The organism is Marinobacter salexigens, assembly GCF_018860765.1.
Lineage (GTDB): Bacteria > Pseudomonadota > Gammaproteobacteria > Pseudomonadales > Oleiphilaceae > Marinobacter > Marinobacter salexigens_A.
The window spans coordinates 262,499-278,226 of sequence record NZ_JAHKPV010000001.1; the positions used below are offsets into that span (position 1 = coordinate 262,499).

At 52.1% G+C, this 15,728-nt stretch carries 15 protein-coding genes; 6 read left to right on the forward strand and 9 right to left on the reverse strand.

The features are described from left to right. Window positions 1–34 precede the first annotated feature (34 nt). The 6 genes from KO508_RS01205 (at window position 35) to KO508_RS01230 (ending at window position 5,221) form a co-directional block, all read left to right on the forward strand. Window positions 35–1,027 (forward strand): LLM class flavin-dependent oxidoreductase, encoded by a 993-nt coding sequence (locus KO508_RS01205; RefSeq protein ID WP_216006531.1) that lies wholly within the window; start codon window positions 35–37, stop codon window positions 1,025–1,027. Window positions 1,028–1,033: 6 nt separating this feature from the next. Further along, window positions 1,034–1,582, forward strand: coding sequence for a YqiA/YcfP family alpha/beta fold hydrolase (locus tag KO508_RS01210; protein WP_216006532.1), 549 nt, complete (start codon window positions 1,034–1,036; stop codon window positions 1,580–1,582). Between the two features lie 97 nt (window positions 1,583–1,679). Next, a complete protein-coding gene (locus KO508_RS01215) occupies window positions 1,680–2,708 on the forward strand; it encodes a TRAP transporter substrate-binding protein (protein ID WP_216006533.1) in 1,029 nt (342 codons plus the stop codon). A gap of 113 nt (window positions 2,709–2,821) precedes the next feature. After that, complete coding sequence (locus KO508_RS01220; RefSeq protein WP_216006534.1) at window positions 2,822–3,415, forward strand: TRAP transporter small permease; 594 nt, start codon at window positions 2,822–2,824, stop codon at window positions 3,413–3,415. Window positions 3,416–3,455: 40 nt separating this feature from the next. Beyond that, on the forward strand, window positions 3,456–4,742 hold the full coding sequence (locus KO508_RS01225) for a TRAP transporter large permease (protein WP_216006535.1): 1,287 nt from the start codon (window positions 3,456–3,458) through the stop codon (window positions 4,740–4,742). A gap of 35 nt (window positions 4,743–4,777) precedes the next feature. Further along, window positions 4,778–5,221, forward strand: a complete 444-nt coding sequence (locus tag KO508_RS01230; protein WP_216006536.1) for a universal stress protein — start codon at window positions 4,778–4,780, stop codon at window positions 5,219–5,221. A gap of 39 nt (window positions 5,222–5,260) precedes the next feature. Here KO508_RS01230 and KO508_RS01235 read toward each other — a convergent pair whose 3' ends face one another. The 9 genes from KO508_RS01235 to KO508_RS01275 form a co-directional block, all read right to left on the reverse strand. Beyond that, complete coding sequence (locus tag KO508_RS01235; RefSeq protein ID WP_354667987.1) at window positions 5,261–7,531, reverse strand: sensor domain-containing diguanylate cyclase; 2,271 nt, start codon at window positions 7,529–7,531, stop codon at window positions 5,261–5,263. 146 nt (window positions 7,532–7,677) lie between these two features. Next, a complete protein-coding gene (locus tag KO508_RS01240) occupies window positions 7,678–8,718 on the reverse strand; it encodes an extracellular solute-binding protein (protein WP_216006537.1) in 1,041 nt (346 codons plus the stop codon). Continuing rightward, window positions 8,715–9,482 carry a spermidine/putrescine ABC transporter permease PotC gene (gene potC / locus KO508_RS01245; protein ID WP_216006538.1) on the reverse strand — a complete coding sequence of 256 codons (768 nt, stop codon included), beginning with the start codon at window positions 9,480–9,482 and terminating at the stop codon, window positions 8,715–8,717. The genes KO508_RS01240 and potC overlap by 4 nt, the downstream gene beginning before the upstream one ends. Next, window positions 9,482–10,342, reverse strand: a complete 861-nt coding sequence (gene potB, locus KO508_RS01250; RefSeq protein WP_216006539.1) for a spermidine/putrescine ABC transporter permease PotB — start codon at window positions 10,340–10,342, stop codon at window positions 9,482–9,484. The genes potC and potB overlap by 1 nt, the downstream gene beginning before the upstream one ends. Beyond that, a complete protein-coding gene (gene potA, locus KO508_RS01255; RefSeq protein ID WP_216006540.1) occupies window positions 10,326–11,462 on the reverse strand; it encodes a spermidine/putrescine ABC transporter ATP-binding protein PotA in 1,137 nt (378 codons plus the stop codon). The genes potB and potA overlap by 17 nt, the downstream gene beginning before the upstream one ends. Window positions 11,463–11,637: 175 nt before the next feature. After that, window positions 11,638–12,705: a TRAP transporter substrate-binding protein gene (locus KO508_RS01260; RefSeq protein WP_216006541.1), complete on the reverse strand. Its 1,068-nt coding sequence runs from the start codon at window positions 12,703–12,705 to the stop codon at window positions 11,638–11,640. Window positions 12,706–12,776: 71 nt separating this feature from the next. After that, a complete protein-coding gene (locus tag KO508_RS01265) occupies window positions 12,777–14,453 on the reverse strand; it encodes a methyl-accepting chemotaxis protein (protein ID WP_216006542.1) in 1,677 nt (558 codons plus the stop codon). A gap of 84 nt (window positions 14,454–14,537) precedes the next feature. After that, window positions 14,538–14,741, reverse strand: a complete 204-nt coding sequence (locus KO508_RS01270) for a DUF3565 domain-containing protein (RefSeq protein WP_216006543.1) — start codon at window positions 14,739–14,741, stop codon at window positions 14,538–14,540. Between the two features lie 10 nt (window positions 14,742–14,751). Next, the gene (locus tag KO508_RS01275; protein WP_216006544.1) at window positions 14,752–15,621 is read right to left on the reverse strand and encodes a cation diffusion facilitator family transporter; all 870 of its coding nucleotides are present in this window, start codon (window positions 15,619–15,621) and stop codon (window positions 14,752–14,754) included. Window positions 15,622–15,728: the final 107 nt, after the last annotated feature.

Consider the following 15,728-nt stretch of genomic DNA (forward strand, 5'->3'; position numbering starts at 1 on the left):
GGGTAGCACAGGCTTCAAGTGCTATCCTAGCATTATGAGCAACCAACCTGACTACTCACTACTCGAACTTGCTTCGGTTCGCGAAGGCGACTCCGTGGGCAAAACGCTGGCGAACAGCGTGGCCTATGCCCAGCACGCTGAAAAGCTCGGTTTTAAACGATTTTGGCTGGCTGAGCATCACAATATGGAGGGCATCAGCAGTTCTGCCACATCGGTACTAATTAGCCATATTGCCGGTCAAACCCAAACTATTCGAGTTGGTTCCGGCGGTGTAATGCTGCCCAACCACCCACCGTTGGTGATTGCCGAGCAGTTTGGAACTCTGGAAAGCCTTTACCCCGGCCGTATCGATTTGGGCCTTGGCAGAGCCCCGGGCACAGATCCGATTACAGCTCGCGCCCTGCGCCGGGATGGCTTGAGCGCCGAGCAGTTTCCAGAAGACGTGGCACAGTTGCAATCACTGCTTGGGCCCCTAAAGCCAGGTCAAGCGGTCAAAGCCATTCCCGGTGCTGGCACCAATGTACCCATTTGGTTACTGGGTTCCAGCCTTTATAGCGCCCAACTTGCGGCCATGCGGGGACTACCCTATGCCTTTGCAGGGCACTTTGCTCCGCGCCTTTACCGCGAAGCCCTAGCGGTGTACCGAGACAACTTCCAACCCTCCGAACAACTGCAACACCCTTACACCGTTCTAGCGGTTCCTGCCGTGCCTGCTGACACAGTGGAAGAAGCAAAATACTTGGCAACCACCAGTTACCAGCGCATCCTCGCGCTTTTTCGTGGACAACCTCTATGGATGAAGGCGCCCGTTGAGTCCATGGATGGATTGTGGAATGCAGGTGAGCGGGCTGGAGTGAAGGATTTTCTGGCGCTTCAGCTGCTCGGCGATGCCGCAGCTATCCGGAGCCAGCTTGATGCCTTGCTGGCGAACGCAACGGTGGATGAGGTGATGTTCACAGTGGACATTCATGATCCGGAAAAGCGCCGCCGTGCACTCGATATACTTGATGAAACCCGAAGGGGTTAAGCCACTATGAAAAAAAACATCACCCACGTTTTTCTGTCTCACGGTCTTGAGAGCGGCCCTGGCGGCACTAAAATTCAGGCCCTGAAAGCGGTAGCTGAGTCTTTTGAACAGGTTCAGGCCCACGCCATTGACCACCGCAGCAGCAAAGATCCGGACGTTCGTCTTGACCAAATGCAAGAAGCGATTTCTACCAGTGGCGCGAGCCCGGACAAGATTATTCTTGCCGGGTCCAGCATGGGTGGCTGGGTCTGCGCCCAAACCAGTGCGCAGAGGGCCGTTCTCGGGTGTTTTCTACTCGCACCTGCTTTGGCTATGCCTGACTACCCACAATCCAGCCCTCGCATTCAGGCCAAACACGTACAAATTATCCACGGATGGGATGATGATGTGGTGCCGCCAATGCCAGTGATGGAACTGGCCCGGCAACAGGCACTCCCAGCGCTGGTGTTGCCCGATGGCCACCGCCTCGCAAACAGTCTTGAACGAATTACCGAAGAGTTCCGAGCCTTTTTGGCAAGGATCGGCCTTCATTCAATAGGCGCTGCTCGAAAATAAACCAAATCGGTCAATTTCTTGCGAAAGTCGACAAGTTTTGCCAGTCTTTAGTAATGTAACAATAAATGTCTGAAAAAAAACGAACGGAGAAAACCCGATGAGTAGCATGAGTAAATTCAAGAAACTGGCCGGAATTTCAGCGTTCGCTTTCGCGGCTATGACCGCAGCAAACTCCGTGAATGCCGCCAACTGGCGCTATGCTCACGAAGAATATGAAGGCGACGTACAGGATGTATACGCATACAAATTTAAGGAATATATCGAAGACAACTCCGATCACACCCTACAAATATATCGTTTTGGTGAACTCGGCGAGTCTGATGACATCATGGAACAAACGCAGGCGGGCATCCTCAACTTTGTAAACCAGTCACCTGGTTTCACAGGTGCCTTGATTCCTGAAGCTCAGATTTTCTTCATTCCTTATCTGATGCCCACCGACATCAACACGGTTATCGAGTTCTTCCGTGAAAGTAAGGCCATCAACGAAGATTTTCCAAAGCTCTATGCTGAAAACGACCTTGAGCTTCTGCAGATGTACCCAGAAGGTGAGTTTGTTATCACTCTTGACGAGCCTGTCACCACTCCTGAAGGCATGAAGAATAAGAAGATCCGGGTTATGACCAACCCACTTCTGTCAGAAACCTATTCCGCGTTCGGCGCAACACCCACACCGCTGCCGTGGGGTGAAGTTTACGGTGCACTTCAAACCAACATGATTAACGGTCAGGAAAACCCGATTTTCTGGATCGAGTCCGGCGGGCTCTATGAAGTATCCCCGAATCTGGTCTATACCGGTCATGGCTGGTTCACTACTGCTGCGATGGCCAATAAAAACTTCTACGACGGCCTGCCTAAGGAAGACAAAAAGCTCATTCAGGACGCTGCAGATTACGCCTTTGAAAAAATCATCACTCACATTGATGGCTTAGCAGACGAAGCGCTCGCTAAAATTCAAGCGGCCAGTGACGAGGTTACTGTAACTCGACTGAATGACGAGCAGATAGAAGCGTTCAAGGCACGGGCGCCGCAGGTTGAGAAGAAGTTCATTGAGATGACTGGTCAGGGCGGTAAAGACCTGCTCAACCAGTTCAAGAAAGACCTAGAAGACGTGCAGAAAAACTAATACTGCACTTCTTCCGTCCGCCGGTGTCCCACCGGCGGACATTCCAATGAACTAACCCCGCCCCGCCAAGCCTCAATGTCCGGTCGGGAGCGACATGATCTGGAGCAGAACCCATGTCCGAAAACATCCCGGAGTTAGAAGACGACACCGGTACTTTTGAGTCCGGTCTGCCCGGGTTTCTGGGAACCATAGACGGGTGGATTGCCAATGCCGAAGCTGTGATTTTGGCTGCCGGTATCATCCTCATGGCCATCAACACCTGCGTCAACGTTGTTGCGCGTTTTGTATTTGGAGAGGGGTTCTTCTTCTCCGGTGAGATAAACCGCATCCTGATTATTCTGGTTACCTTTGCTGGCATTGGCTACGCCGCTCGCTACGGTAGGCACATTCGTATGTCTGCTGTTTACGACGCGCTTCCAACCAAGGGCCGCAAAGTGCTTATGATTTTTATTGCCCTGTTCACGTCAGCGGTGATGTTCTTCCTCTGCTACCACTCGTACGGTTATATAGAAACACTGTATAGCCGGGGCCGTATTTTGCCTGCACTGGGATTTGAAATCTGGTGGATTTATATCTGGGTTCCCGTGGGTTTCGCGGTGACCGGTATTCAATACTTCCTTACCGCCATCAAGAACTTCACCAGTGAAGATGTTTATCTCTCGACCGGTGTTGTCGATGGTTACGCAGATTCAGAATCGGAAGTCTGATCCGGTTTCGCTCCGGAAACGATAAAAAAAGGGCATATCTATGGCGACTATTTTAATGCTCATCATGATCGGGCTGCTACTGCTTGGTTTCCCGATGATGATCCCGCTAACGACCGCCGCTGTCGTTGGTTTTGTAATGATGTTCGACGGCTTTGGCCAGATGGGCACCTTCATTCAACAGATGATGGGGGGGATTCGACCAGCCTCACTCATTGCAGTACCCATGTTTATTCTTGCCGCAGATATCATGACCCGCGGCCAATCCGCAGACCGGCTCATTAACATGGTTATGGCCTTTATCGGCCATATAAAAGGTGGACTGGCGATCAGTACCGCAACCTCCTGCACACTCTTCGGTGCAGTTTCGGGCTCCACTCAGGCAACCGTAGTGGCTGTAGGCTCGCCCTTGCGACCAAAAATGCTCAAGGCTGGCTATTCCGATTCGTTTACACTCGCGCTTATCATCAACTCCAGTGATATTGCCTTCCTAATTCCGCCCAGTATCGGCATGATTATTTACGGGGTTATCTCACAAACCTCCATCGCGGAACTGTTCATTGCGGGTGTTGGCCCCGGCATCCTCATTCTGTTTATGTTCTCGCTCTACTGCCTATTTTACGCCTACAAGAACAACGTTCCCACCGAGCCCAAGGCAAGTTGGCGCGAGCGCGCGGTCTCTGTGCGCGATGCCAGTTGGCCATTGTTTTTCCCGGTTATCATTGTTGGTGGTATTTACGGCGGCATTTTCAGTCCAACCGAAGCGGCTGCCGTTTGCGTACTCTATGCCTTCTTGTTGGAATTCATCGTTTTCCGCTCGCTGAAGCTTGGTGAGATTTATAAAATTGCCAAATCTACAGGCCTGATTACCGCTGTTGTATTTATTCTGGTGGCGGTGGGCAACGGCTTTTCCTGGATCATTTCCTTTGCGCAAATCCCCCAAGCCATTCTGGAGTCGGTGGGTGTAAACGAAGCTGGTCCGATAGGCGTGCTTATCGCTATCTGTGTGGCCTTCTTCGTTGCCTGTATGTTTGTGGATCCGATCGTCGTTATTTTGGTACTGACGCCGATTTTCGCTCCTGCCATTCAAGCAACAGGGCTGGACCCGGTGCTCGTGGGTGTACTCATCACCCTGCAAGTTGCGATCGGCTCGGCAACGCCGCCGTTCGGCTGCGATATATTCACCGCCATTGCGATTTTCAAGCGGCCTTATCTGGAGGTTATCCGGGGTACGCCTCCGTTTATCATCATGCTAATCGTAGCGGCCGGCCTGATTATTGCGTTTCCGCAGATTGCCCTTTTCCTGCGTGATCTTGCCTTTGCAGACTGACGCGAACCCGGGTCTGGATTTTTAAGGAGAAAACCATGTTCAAACGGATACTGGTGGCGGTGGACGGCTCCAAGACTTCTCTTGGGGCTTTGGACAAGGCCATTGAACTGCAGAAGCTTATGCCGGAGGCGGAGATCTTCATTCTCTGTGTGTATAAGCACCACAGCCTGTTTGAAGCATCACTTTCTATCGGAAGACCCGATGACATGGATATTCCAGATAAGGTGCTATCAGAGTACGCCAAAGAGGTAGTCAATCACGCCAAGGACATGGCGCAGGATCATGGAGCAACTCATGTTCGCGGCTTTGTAAAAGCCGGGCGTCCCTCCAAAGTGATTACAAGGTTCGCCCAAGACAAGGAAGCTGATTTAATCGTTGTCGGCACCCGAGGCACCCACAGCGACAAAGACGGGATGTTCCTCGGCAGTGTTTCGCACCGTGTCGCCGCGCACGCCAAATGCCCGGTACTGGTAGTCTAGGCCGTATTTTTCTAGCCGGCTCAGCCCTACGCTGGTCGGCTAGAGTTCAGAGAACACTTCAACACTGTCGCGCCCGCCTGTTTTTGCCCGGTAAAGCATTTCATCCGCAAGCCGCAACAGCTTCCGAGGTTTATCGGTGCTACCCGGCCACGAGGCAACACCCACGGAAATGGTGAGACAACCCAAATTTTGCCCTTCATACACAACCGGCTCATTTCGTACGGCCTCACGCAGCTGTTCAGCGCACTCTCTGGCACCTGCTAAATCGGAGGCGGGCAAAATCACCACGAACTCCTCTCCACCATAGCGGCAAACAACATCGCTACCACGAAAACGAGATTCTAAAAGCGACGCAAGGGTTTGCAAAGCCACATCACCGGCCTCATGGCCATGGGCATCGTTAAAGCGCTTGAAGTAATCGATGTCCAATAATAGTAGTGATAGTGGCGACTTCTTGCGCAAAGCCACGGAGGCCTCGTGCTCAAATAGCTGATCAAAATATCGGCGATTTTTAATCCCCGTAAGAGCATCTTCATAGGAGAAACGCTGCAAATCCTCCCTGAGTGAAATACCTGAGAGCGTCACTCCAATGCGCTCCGCTACCAACTTGATTGAGGATATCAGCCTTGCTGCGCCATCTTTCGTGGTCCCGGAGTCGTTGATGCTATTGGCTTCCAGCAATAACACGCTTTCCGGCGTCGCTTCGTGGCTCATAAACTCTACATTGATGGAGAAGCACACCCATCCCTGACAGGTTTTGCAGGCCGCTTCTGCTTCTTCGACAGTACTAGCTAGCTGCCGAACCGGAGCTGGAAACCTGTCGAGGGTTGCCAGCTCCGGTTCCAACTTAGGAGGCGCAACGTCGTACCCCCATTGCGCAAGTCGAACGTAACCGCCGCTGTCTGTTCGCCGGTATATCATGCCTTTAATCGGATTACAGAGACGAGGCATAGCCTCAGTGAGCAATTGAAATGCCTGATCAAGGCTCACACAGGTCTGTAGTTCTGCAATAACCTCGGCAAACACGCCGCTTTTCTCATTCTCGAATGTCAACAAAGCGGCTCTTGCCTGCTCTCGCTGCAACAGCGTTTCAGCCTTTGCGGTTCGCTCGGCCACCTGTTGCTCTAGTGTCACCGTCAACTCATGTAAGGCTCTCTGAGTCATCGCATAATATCTTAGCGAAATAACAACAACGGCCAACGTAAAAACAAGCAAGCCATGGCTCACGGGCACCTGCCCCCAAGGCAGAAACCCGTGCGCCACAGCCATATCAGCAACCAGCAGCGCACTAAAAACACCGGAGGCCAGCACAAGGACCTGTTGTTCTCTGGTCATTGACCGAATATGGGGCACAGTGATGAGTGTCATCAAAAATAGAGATAACAGAAACAAAGCGTCAAAAGGAGGAAAGGTGGACGACAGGCCTACAACTCCAGCCAAAGCCAAGCTGATCGCACCAACCGCATAAACGAGATGTAACTGCCAAATCCAGCTGATCGCTCGGAGCGGCTGATCCGCCAACCATTGTTCGAACATCAGCCACAAGGCTACGGGTAGGAGATAGTAGCTTCCGGCGGCCAAATAATCCCAAAGTAATGGAGCAGGAACAACGAGTAGGCTGGCCTGACTCTCGGCAAGAAGCATAACGGAGGAAGCTAATGCGAACAGGGCAATACTGGAAAACGTCTTTCGGCCTACCTGAAGCAGCGATAACATCAGCGCAAGCAAGGCCACCAATAAAGTAAACCCAGCAACAAATAAGGCTTCCAGAGAATTTTTGAGCACATAAAGGACAAGTTCGGAATGATCCATCACACTGATCTCGCCCCAGAGACCAATATCCGTGTAATCAGAAAACACCCGAAAATATAACGGTTTATTCTCGTAACCCTCCGGCAGTGCAATCTCATGCCAGGGCCACCCTTCAAACTCGCCACGTCCGTCTTTGTCGAAGGTGCCGTAATGATAAATCTTTTCGCCATCCAGCCAAACCTGAACAATCAGGTCGACGCTGAAGATATATAGAACAGGATTTTGCCAGTCACCGGCCGGAAGTGTTACCCGGTACCACACTTGGTCTCGGCCATCGCGGCCCGGCGGGTTAGAAGGGAAATCAATAGCCTGCCACTGCCCGGGTTGCTGTGCAACCGACCAGTCTGGTTCCCCTGAGTCCTTGAAGGGGAGATCTCCCCAGCGGTATTCCCAGCCTTCAGTCACGGGATGTGGTGCTGCACCAGCAGCACATCCAAACCCGCAAAGAACACCGAGCAAGATAATCAGGATTTTCAAAAAGTGTGCGGGTATTGACACCGGAATCCTGCCGTTAGGAACTACACCCGAAAGTATAGAGCATCAACGCCCCAACGTGTACAAATCAAATACACTAGAAAATAATAAAAAAATTGAACTGCAGGGCCGGACAGAGGCCCTGCAATCTCAAATTCAGAATCCCGGCTTCAAAGACCGGACTTCAGTTTCTCCCAGTACTTTGCGTATACCTGCAATGCCTCATCGCCAATATCGGTCTGAAACTCTGCGTTAACCATGTCTTCCGGCGTAGGGTAGCTGGCTCGATCGCCAGCGACGTCATCACCTAGCAACTCTCTCGCTGATAACACCGGCGTAGCGTAACCAATATCTTCGCTGATCAACGCGGCGATTTCGGGTTGTAGCACAAAACTGATGAACTGGTGAGCAGCCTCCGGATTCTTAGCGTTTTTGGGAATTACAAAGCTGTCCAACCATGCGATAACGCCTTCTGTCGGATACACATACTCCAGCGCTTCCATGCTGTCCTTACCCATAACGGCCTCGCCGTTCCAGATCATGCCTACATCGGCTTCGCCCTCAAGGAACGGCATACGAGGTGCGTCTGAGTTAAAGGTGCGCACAGAGGGCATTAGCTCGGTCAGCTTTTCGTACGCCTCTTCAATTTGCTGCGGGTCAGTGCTGTTTCCTGAGTACCCCAAAACGCGCAGGCCCATGTGAAACACTTCGCGCATATCGTTGGTCAGGTTCACCCGGCCCTTGAAGCGCTCATCCCAAAGATCTTCCCAAGCCGTGACTGGTTCACCCTCAATATCGGCAGTATCGACACCAATGCCCGTCGTTCCCCACAAATAAGGCACGCTATACTGGTTTTCAGGATCAATATCCAGGCCGGTGAGCTCTGAATCAAGCTGGCCAAACCCGCTGATTTTGCTTCGATCAATGGGCAAAAGTAGCCCTTCGTTGCGCATTTTGCTCACATAGTAAGTAGATGGCACGGCAAGATCGTAGGCGGCGCTGTCGTCCAGAAGTTTGAGCCGAGCGTACATGGCTTCGTTGCTATCATAGGTGGTATACACCACCTTAACACCAGTCTCTTCCTCAAAGCGCGTCAGCACTTCCTGCGGCATGTACTCAGACCAGTTATACAGGTTCAGCACCTGCGGATCGTCGGAACTGCAGCCTGTCAGGCCCAAGGCCAACAGGCCAGCCAGTGCGAGTTTTTTCATTGTTTACTCCTTGAGAGAATCCATTGCGACAACATCAGCATTACCAGTGAGAACACCAGTAGCAGAGTGCCAAGTGCATTTACTTCGGGTTTGAGTCCCACACGCACCATGGAATAGATGCGCAGAGGAAGAATTTCGTAACTGGGCCCACTCACAAACGTGCTCACCACCACATCATCCATTGAGAGCGTGAAGCCCAGCAGCCAACCGGCCATCAACGCCGGCATAATAACTGGAATCAGAACCGTGCGGGTCATGGTGAAATCGCTGGCCCCGAGATCCCGAGCCGCTTCCGGCAAACGTTCATCGAAACCGCTGAGCCGGGCCATAACTGTAATCACTACAAACGGTAAGCAGAAGGTTACGTGAGCCAGCAGCAGCGATACGTACCCAAGCTTCAAACCCAGCAATAGAAAGAGCCCGAGCAGTGAAATGGCCAACACAATTTCCGGAGACATCATCACCACAAAGAGCATACCATTCAGCACCTTTTTGCCACGAAAGCGGTAACGGTGCAAAGCCAGAGCAGTGAGCGCGCCAATACACGTAGAAACCGTAGCCGCTGTCAGCGCCAGCCAAAGCGAGTTCCACATGGCCTGCACCATGGCGTGGTTGTTGAATAGTGATTCGTACCAGCGCAGGCTAAAGCCGCCCCAATTGTACCCGGTGCGCGAATCGTTAAAAGAAAACACAATCAACACCACAATCGGCACGTACAGCAGCAGATACACTAGCGCCAAATAACTACGGGAAAGCCAACGCACTAGGCACCCTCCTCACCCAAGCGGCGCTTACTCAGCCGGTGCGCGAACATCAACAAAGCCATGGTGAGGGTCAATACGATGCTGGCGGCCGCGCCGAACGGCCAGTTACGGGCGTCCAAAAACTGGTTTTTGATCACGTTGCCCACTAACAAATTGCGTGAGCCACCCAGAATATCAGGCACAAAAAACAGCCCCATGGCAGGCAGCAATACCAGCATAACGCCCGCCAACACACCTGGCAGTGTCAGCGGTACAATGACGTTTTTAAACGTTGCAAAGCGCCCCGCACCCAAATCGTGAGAGGCGAGAAGGACATCATCCCGTAAATCCTCAAACACAGAGTACAGAGGCAGAATCATAAAGGGCAGAAGCAGATACACCAGACCCACAATGACGGCCCCTTCGGTGTACAAAAGCTGCGCTGGCTCATCGAGCACGCCTAAGGATATAAGTGCACTGTTGAGCAGCCCATTGGTGGCGAGAATTAATTTCAGAGCGTAAGTACGGACCAGAGAGTTGGTCCAGAACGGCACGATCAACAGAAAGATCAGCAGCATCTGTTGTCGCTTGTCCACTCGCGACAAAGCCCAGGCAAAGGGATAACCAATCAACAAGCAAACCAGTGTGGTTATGGCTGCCATATACAAGGAGTGAAGGAACACCTCCAGATACAGCGGATTGAACAGTTGCCGGTAAGCGTCCAGATTTAAGGGCAAGGCGATAAAGGTAGAGGGATCCCGCGTCATCACACTCGCACCCACCACCAGCATATTGGGCGCCAGCACGAGGAACAGAAGCCACCCCCACACCAGCACCAGAACAGCCGCCCTGAACGGCTGCTGCTTAATGCTCAGCATCATCGGCAGCCAGCTCCTCTTCGTCGGTCAACGGCTCATCGCCCTCTTCCGCCAACAGCCATTCCCAGCCATCTACCCAACTAACGCGCACCCGCTCGCCAATGCTGTAGTCGAATGCAGGGTCGTCCTCGTCAAAGAATTCACTGGCCATCACATGGCTGCCGTCTTCCAACTCAATGACCGAGTCCAGAGTACTGCCCTTGTAGTTACGCTCTACAATCTTGCCTGCGACGCCCTCGGTATCATTTGGCGCAAGTACCCGTATATCCTCCGGGCGTAGCAAGACGTGCAAGGACTGATTCATGGCAACACGGAATGAAGGCTTGCTCAAATCCCGGTTCAGGCCGAACACGTCGACGCTGATGCGCTCACCTTCAATTTTTGTCACGCGGCCGGGAAAAAAATTGGTCTGGCCCACAAAGCGCGCGGTAAAGACATTTGCCGGGCGCTCGTAGACTTCGCGGGGCGTGCCGAGCTGCTGTATGCGGCCGTCTTTAAGCACCACAATACGATCAGACATCGACAGCGCTTCTTCCTGATCGTGGGTTACAAATACGAAGGTTATACCCAGCTCTCGCTGCAGGCGTTTGAGCTCTACCTGCATGGTACGGCGCAATTTGTAGTCCAGTGCAGACAAAGGCTCGTCCAATAGCAGCATTTTGGGGCGCTTCACCACGGCGCGGGCAATCGCAACCCGTTGCTGCTGGCCACCAGATAGCTGGTGGGGTTTGCGCTTGGCAAAGTCCTCCAACTGAACCATAGCGAGGGCTTCTTCAACTCGCTCCTGTATTTCGGCTTTCGGCCGCTTTTCCATTTTCAGGCCATAAGCCACATTGTCGAAAACCGACATATGGGGAAATAGGGCGTAGTTCTGGAAAACAGTATTCAGTGGTCGGTTCTCAGGTGGGGTCTGAGTGATGTCGACTCCAGAGAGCGTGACCGTGCCCTGATCCGGCAATTCAAAACCAGCCATCATGCGCAACAACGTGGTTTTGCCACAGCCGGAAGGCCCCAAAAGGGTAATAAACTCGCCATCGTCAATGGTGAGGCTGAGCTCATCCAGCACGGTCTTGTCGTCAAACTGCTTGCTGATATCGCTCAGCGATAGGAGTGTTTCAGTCATCAACCCTACCCAAAATAAAGTAAGTGAGCCTCTGAAAAAGCCCCTGTTGCGGCGTATTTTTCCAGAAAGCGGGCGATATAAAAAGCATCGTGCAGAATTTAGGCAGGAAAATGCGAGAGTACTCCCGCAATTCAAACACCCTGACCACCGCAGTAGTCAGGGTGTACGAGCAGGATCAGTCTGTAGCAATACTGTTTAGGTAGGCTTTATCTGAAATATTGGTCCACTGGCGAACCTGCTTTAAGTAGTCGCGCTGGGAGTTGATGATCTCTTTTGCCAAATCATCTTTCTCCGCTTCCGCCGCCAGCAACTTGTTAGTGGCGTCGCGCATCGCATTGATGACTTCCGGCGGGAAGGTTTTGTGGGTCACGTTCGGATAATCTTCCTTCATGCGATCCCAGGCTACGCCACTTTCGTGCGTGGTCTGAATGTACATATCATATGCTGCAGTCCGCATGGCAATACGCAAAATAGCCTGCAAATCTTTGGGCAGCTTGTTCCATGATTTATCGTTAATCAGGAACTGTACTTCAGCGCCTGGCTCCTGCCATCCCGAGTAGTAGTACTTTGCGATTTGGTGGAAGCCCATAGGGAAGTCAAGAGCCGGACCTACCCATTCAACGGCATCCACCGTACCGCGCTCAAGGGCTGTGTAGAGCTCGCCGGGGGGCAGGTTGGTAACAGCAACACCCAGCTCTGCCATAACCTCACCCGCAAATCCGGGAGTACGCATTTTCAGACCTTTGAGGTCCGCTACGGAATTAATTTCCTTGTTAAACCAACCGCCCATCTGGTTACCGGTATTACCGCCAGGAAAAGACAGCAAGCCGAACGGCTCGTAAACCTTCTGCATCAGCTCCATGCCTTGGTCGTGGTAGAACCAAGCATATACTTCCGGAGCAACCATACCGAAGGGTACGGTAGTGAAGTACATGGCGTTCGGAATGGTGCCCTTATAGTAATAAGACGCTGTATGGCCCATGTCGTACTGGCCGTTGCGCACCAAATCAAAGATACCGAAAGGCGCTTTATGTTTGTTGGCGCTGTCGATACGGATTTTCAGGCGACCGCCTGACATTTCTTCGGCCATCTTGGCCATATTCTCGGTAGTTTCACCAAGAATCGGAGAGTTCGGACCCCAGGTTTGCGCAAGCCGCAGAGTGAAGTTATCTGCCGCCACACTAAGTGAACTGACAGACAGCAACAATGCTGCCGCGGCTGTTCTAAATACACGAGTAATCATCGTTAGCACCGTTTATGGTTTTGTTATACTGTTTTGATATCACTTAGGCCACGACATTGCTAGGCCCGCCGTCAGACCTTAAACTGGTTCACCAGATCCCGCAAACTTTCGCCCAACCGCGCCAACTCATGACTGGCTTCATTCGTTTGGGTAACCCCTGTATCACTACGCTGCGCCGCATTAACAATTCGCACAACGTTCTGATTAATTTCTTCAGCCACTTGGCTTTGCTGTTCTGCTGCCGTGGCAATTTGAGCAATCTGGTCGTAGATCTGACCTACAGACTTTCCTATGGTTGTCAGGGCACCCGTTGCGTGGTTAATTCGTTCAACGGTTTCAGACGAACGATCTCGAGACCGGTTCATCCTATCCACAGCTGACCGAGTCTCGCTAACAAAATCATCGATCATCTCGCGTATCTGATCTGCGGACTCGGCGCTTCGCCGAGCAAGATTGCGAACCTCATCTGCGACGACAGAGAAACCTCGACCATGCTCCCCTGCTCTGGCCGCCTCAATTGCCGCATTTAGTGCGAGTAGGTTGGTCTGGTCAGTCACCGAGTGAATCACATCTAGAATTCTCTGGATATCGTCTGACTTCTCAGCCAGCGCATTAATATTGAGAGCACTCTCCTGAATTTCCTCTGAAAGCTTGTTCACTGCACCCTGCGCATTGGCAATGGTTTCACCACCCTCGCGGGCCATGCGATCTGCATCCGACGCAGCGTCCTGAACTTCGCTCGCGTTACCGGAAATTTGCTGAATTGTTGCAGCCATTTCGTTAATCGCGGAAGCAATTTGATCGGTTTCTGATCCCTGTTCCTGTACCGATGCCCGGGTTTCATTGGCAACACTACTCAACTCTTCAGCAGCAGACGCAACTTGATCCGTTGTGGCACCAACTTCCTGAATAGTAGTCTGGATCTTGATAATAAATGCATTGAAACGTCGACCCAACTCCGAAAGTTCATCGGTCCCTGCTTCAGGCAAACGCTGTCGGAGATCGCCTTCACCGTCGGCAATTTCCTGCATCATATCACTGACATTTTTAAGCGGGCGAGTAACCGTGCGGCCAACAAATACGCCGATCAACACCGAAGCAACCACTACGGCAAGGGTCACCAGAACGCCGAACCAGATGGCACGGGCGATACTTGCTTCAACCTCTACACGAGCGGAATCTACTTGCCGCTCTATATCGGTTACATATACACCCGCCGCGATTAGCCAGTCCCATTCCGGTATTTCGGCAGCATAACTAATTTTGTGTTCTTCATTACCCGAGGCAGGGTTGGACCAATCATATTCATAATAACCATCGGACTCTAGCGCTTGATAGAGTTGCGACAACACGCTGAGGAACGTGGGACCAGCTTTTTTACCCTCGATAGATGGGTTTGGCGAATAGGAGATTGCCTGCCCTGAACGGTTGAACGCAAATACATAGTTATTTTGTTCAAACCGGATTGCCCGCAGCCTGTCTGCTGCCGTCTTTTTAGCCTGGAGTTCTGTCAGCTCGGGGTTATTCCTTGCCTCCTCCGCTACAGCCTTTGCTGTATCAACAAGATTTTTAAGCCCCTGTTTTCGGGACTCCATAAGACTTGACTCAAGCCTCTTTAACTCGGCATCTCCACTGGCTTGGATTTGACTAATAGCAACCCAAGACACGGTGGTTGCAGTCGCCAAAACAGGTATTAGCACAGCAAGAAGTATGCGAGTTCGTATGCGCAGAGAGTTCATGAAATTCATTGAGGGGGTCCTAAGGATGAATTCTTATTCAGCTATTATCGACCAAACCAGTGGCATCTTGAATACAACTTAACGACGGGCTTATCAAAAGTCTGGAGGGGCGCCCTCCTCGCACTTGCGGCAATCGAGTTCAAAACCCAGCATTGATGCCCGACCCGCTTCGGTGATTACCCAAGGTCGATTCACCCAGGGCGGAGTGTGGCGCACATGCTGATTATGGCCACAGACCAACCGGGCAACCCAGTGGTCTTCTTCATCTTTGTGGTAGGCGGTGATCGGTTGTTTCATAGCGCCCAAGTTAACTGATCAGGCTGCGAATGAAAATCGCCGGGCGTACCGGAAGGCCTGAAAGATTCTTTAAAAGCCGCCACTTGAGGCGATCCGAGCGCCCTGACCAATTCGCTGGCAGGCTGATTTCCATCATCAGGTTGGGGCCAACTTTGGCCATTTTTACCTGCTCCGGCGCCAATCCAACAGAACTGATGGCTTCATGAACCTCCTCCACAAACTCTGCCGGCGGCGCTGCCAACAATAACTCACGCACGGCACCTACAGTCATTTTAACCGGGACCAGTATGAAATAGGCGGATATTACGATCATCATCAGTGGGTCCGCGTATACCGACCATGCCGACAAACTCCCCTGTTCCAACCACCAGGCAATTCCAAACCCCATCAGCACCGCGGCACTGAGAACAGAGTCCATAAACCATTGCCTCTGCTCGGCCACTAGCAATCCGGAAGGATCCCGACGCTCGGCCCACTTTAGATAAACCCAAACGGCGGCGCACCCAAAAACACTAACACCGGCAAACACCAGCGCCTTGTCGGCACTGACCGCACGGCCACCCTCAAACACCGCGGCAATGGCAGAGGCCAAGGACAGCAAACACACCAGCGCTATAACCAGCCCTTTTACGGCAATCACCAGCGGCTCAACCGCACCGCGACCAAATGGGTATTCCTTACTGGCCGGGCGGCGGATAATGCGCGCAGCGTAAAGTGACAATAGCGATAACAACAGGCTGACCAATGAATAGGCGCCATCAAACAGAATAACCAACGAATCAATCCACAAACCCCAAGTAATACCGGCCAGAGCAAACAGGCCAGCAGCTACCGCAGACAAACCCAGCGCCATATTTTCCCGCGCTATAAACTTAAACATTTTGATCTCCCGTGAGTTACCGGCATATTATCGCTGCATAGCTAACAGCGTGAGTCGGTGACCGACGGAAAAACCGTCGGAACGGGAGATTCCTTTTTAAAACATCG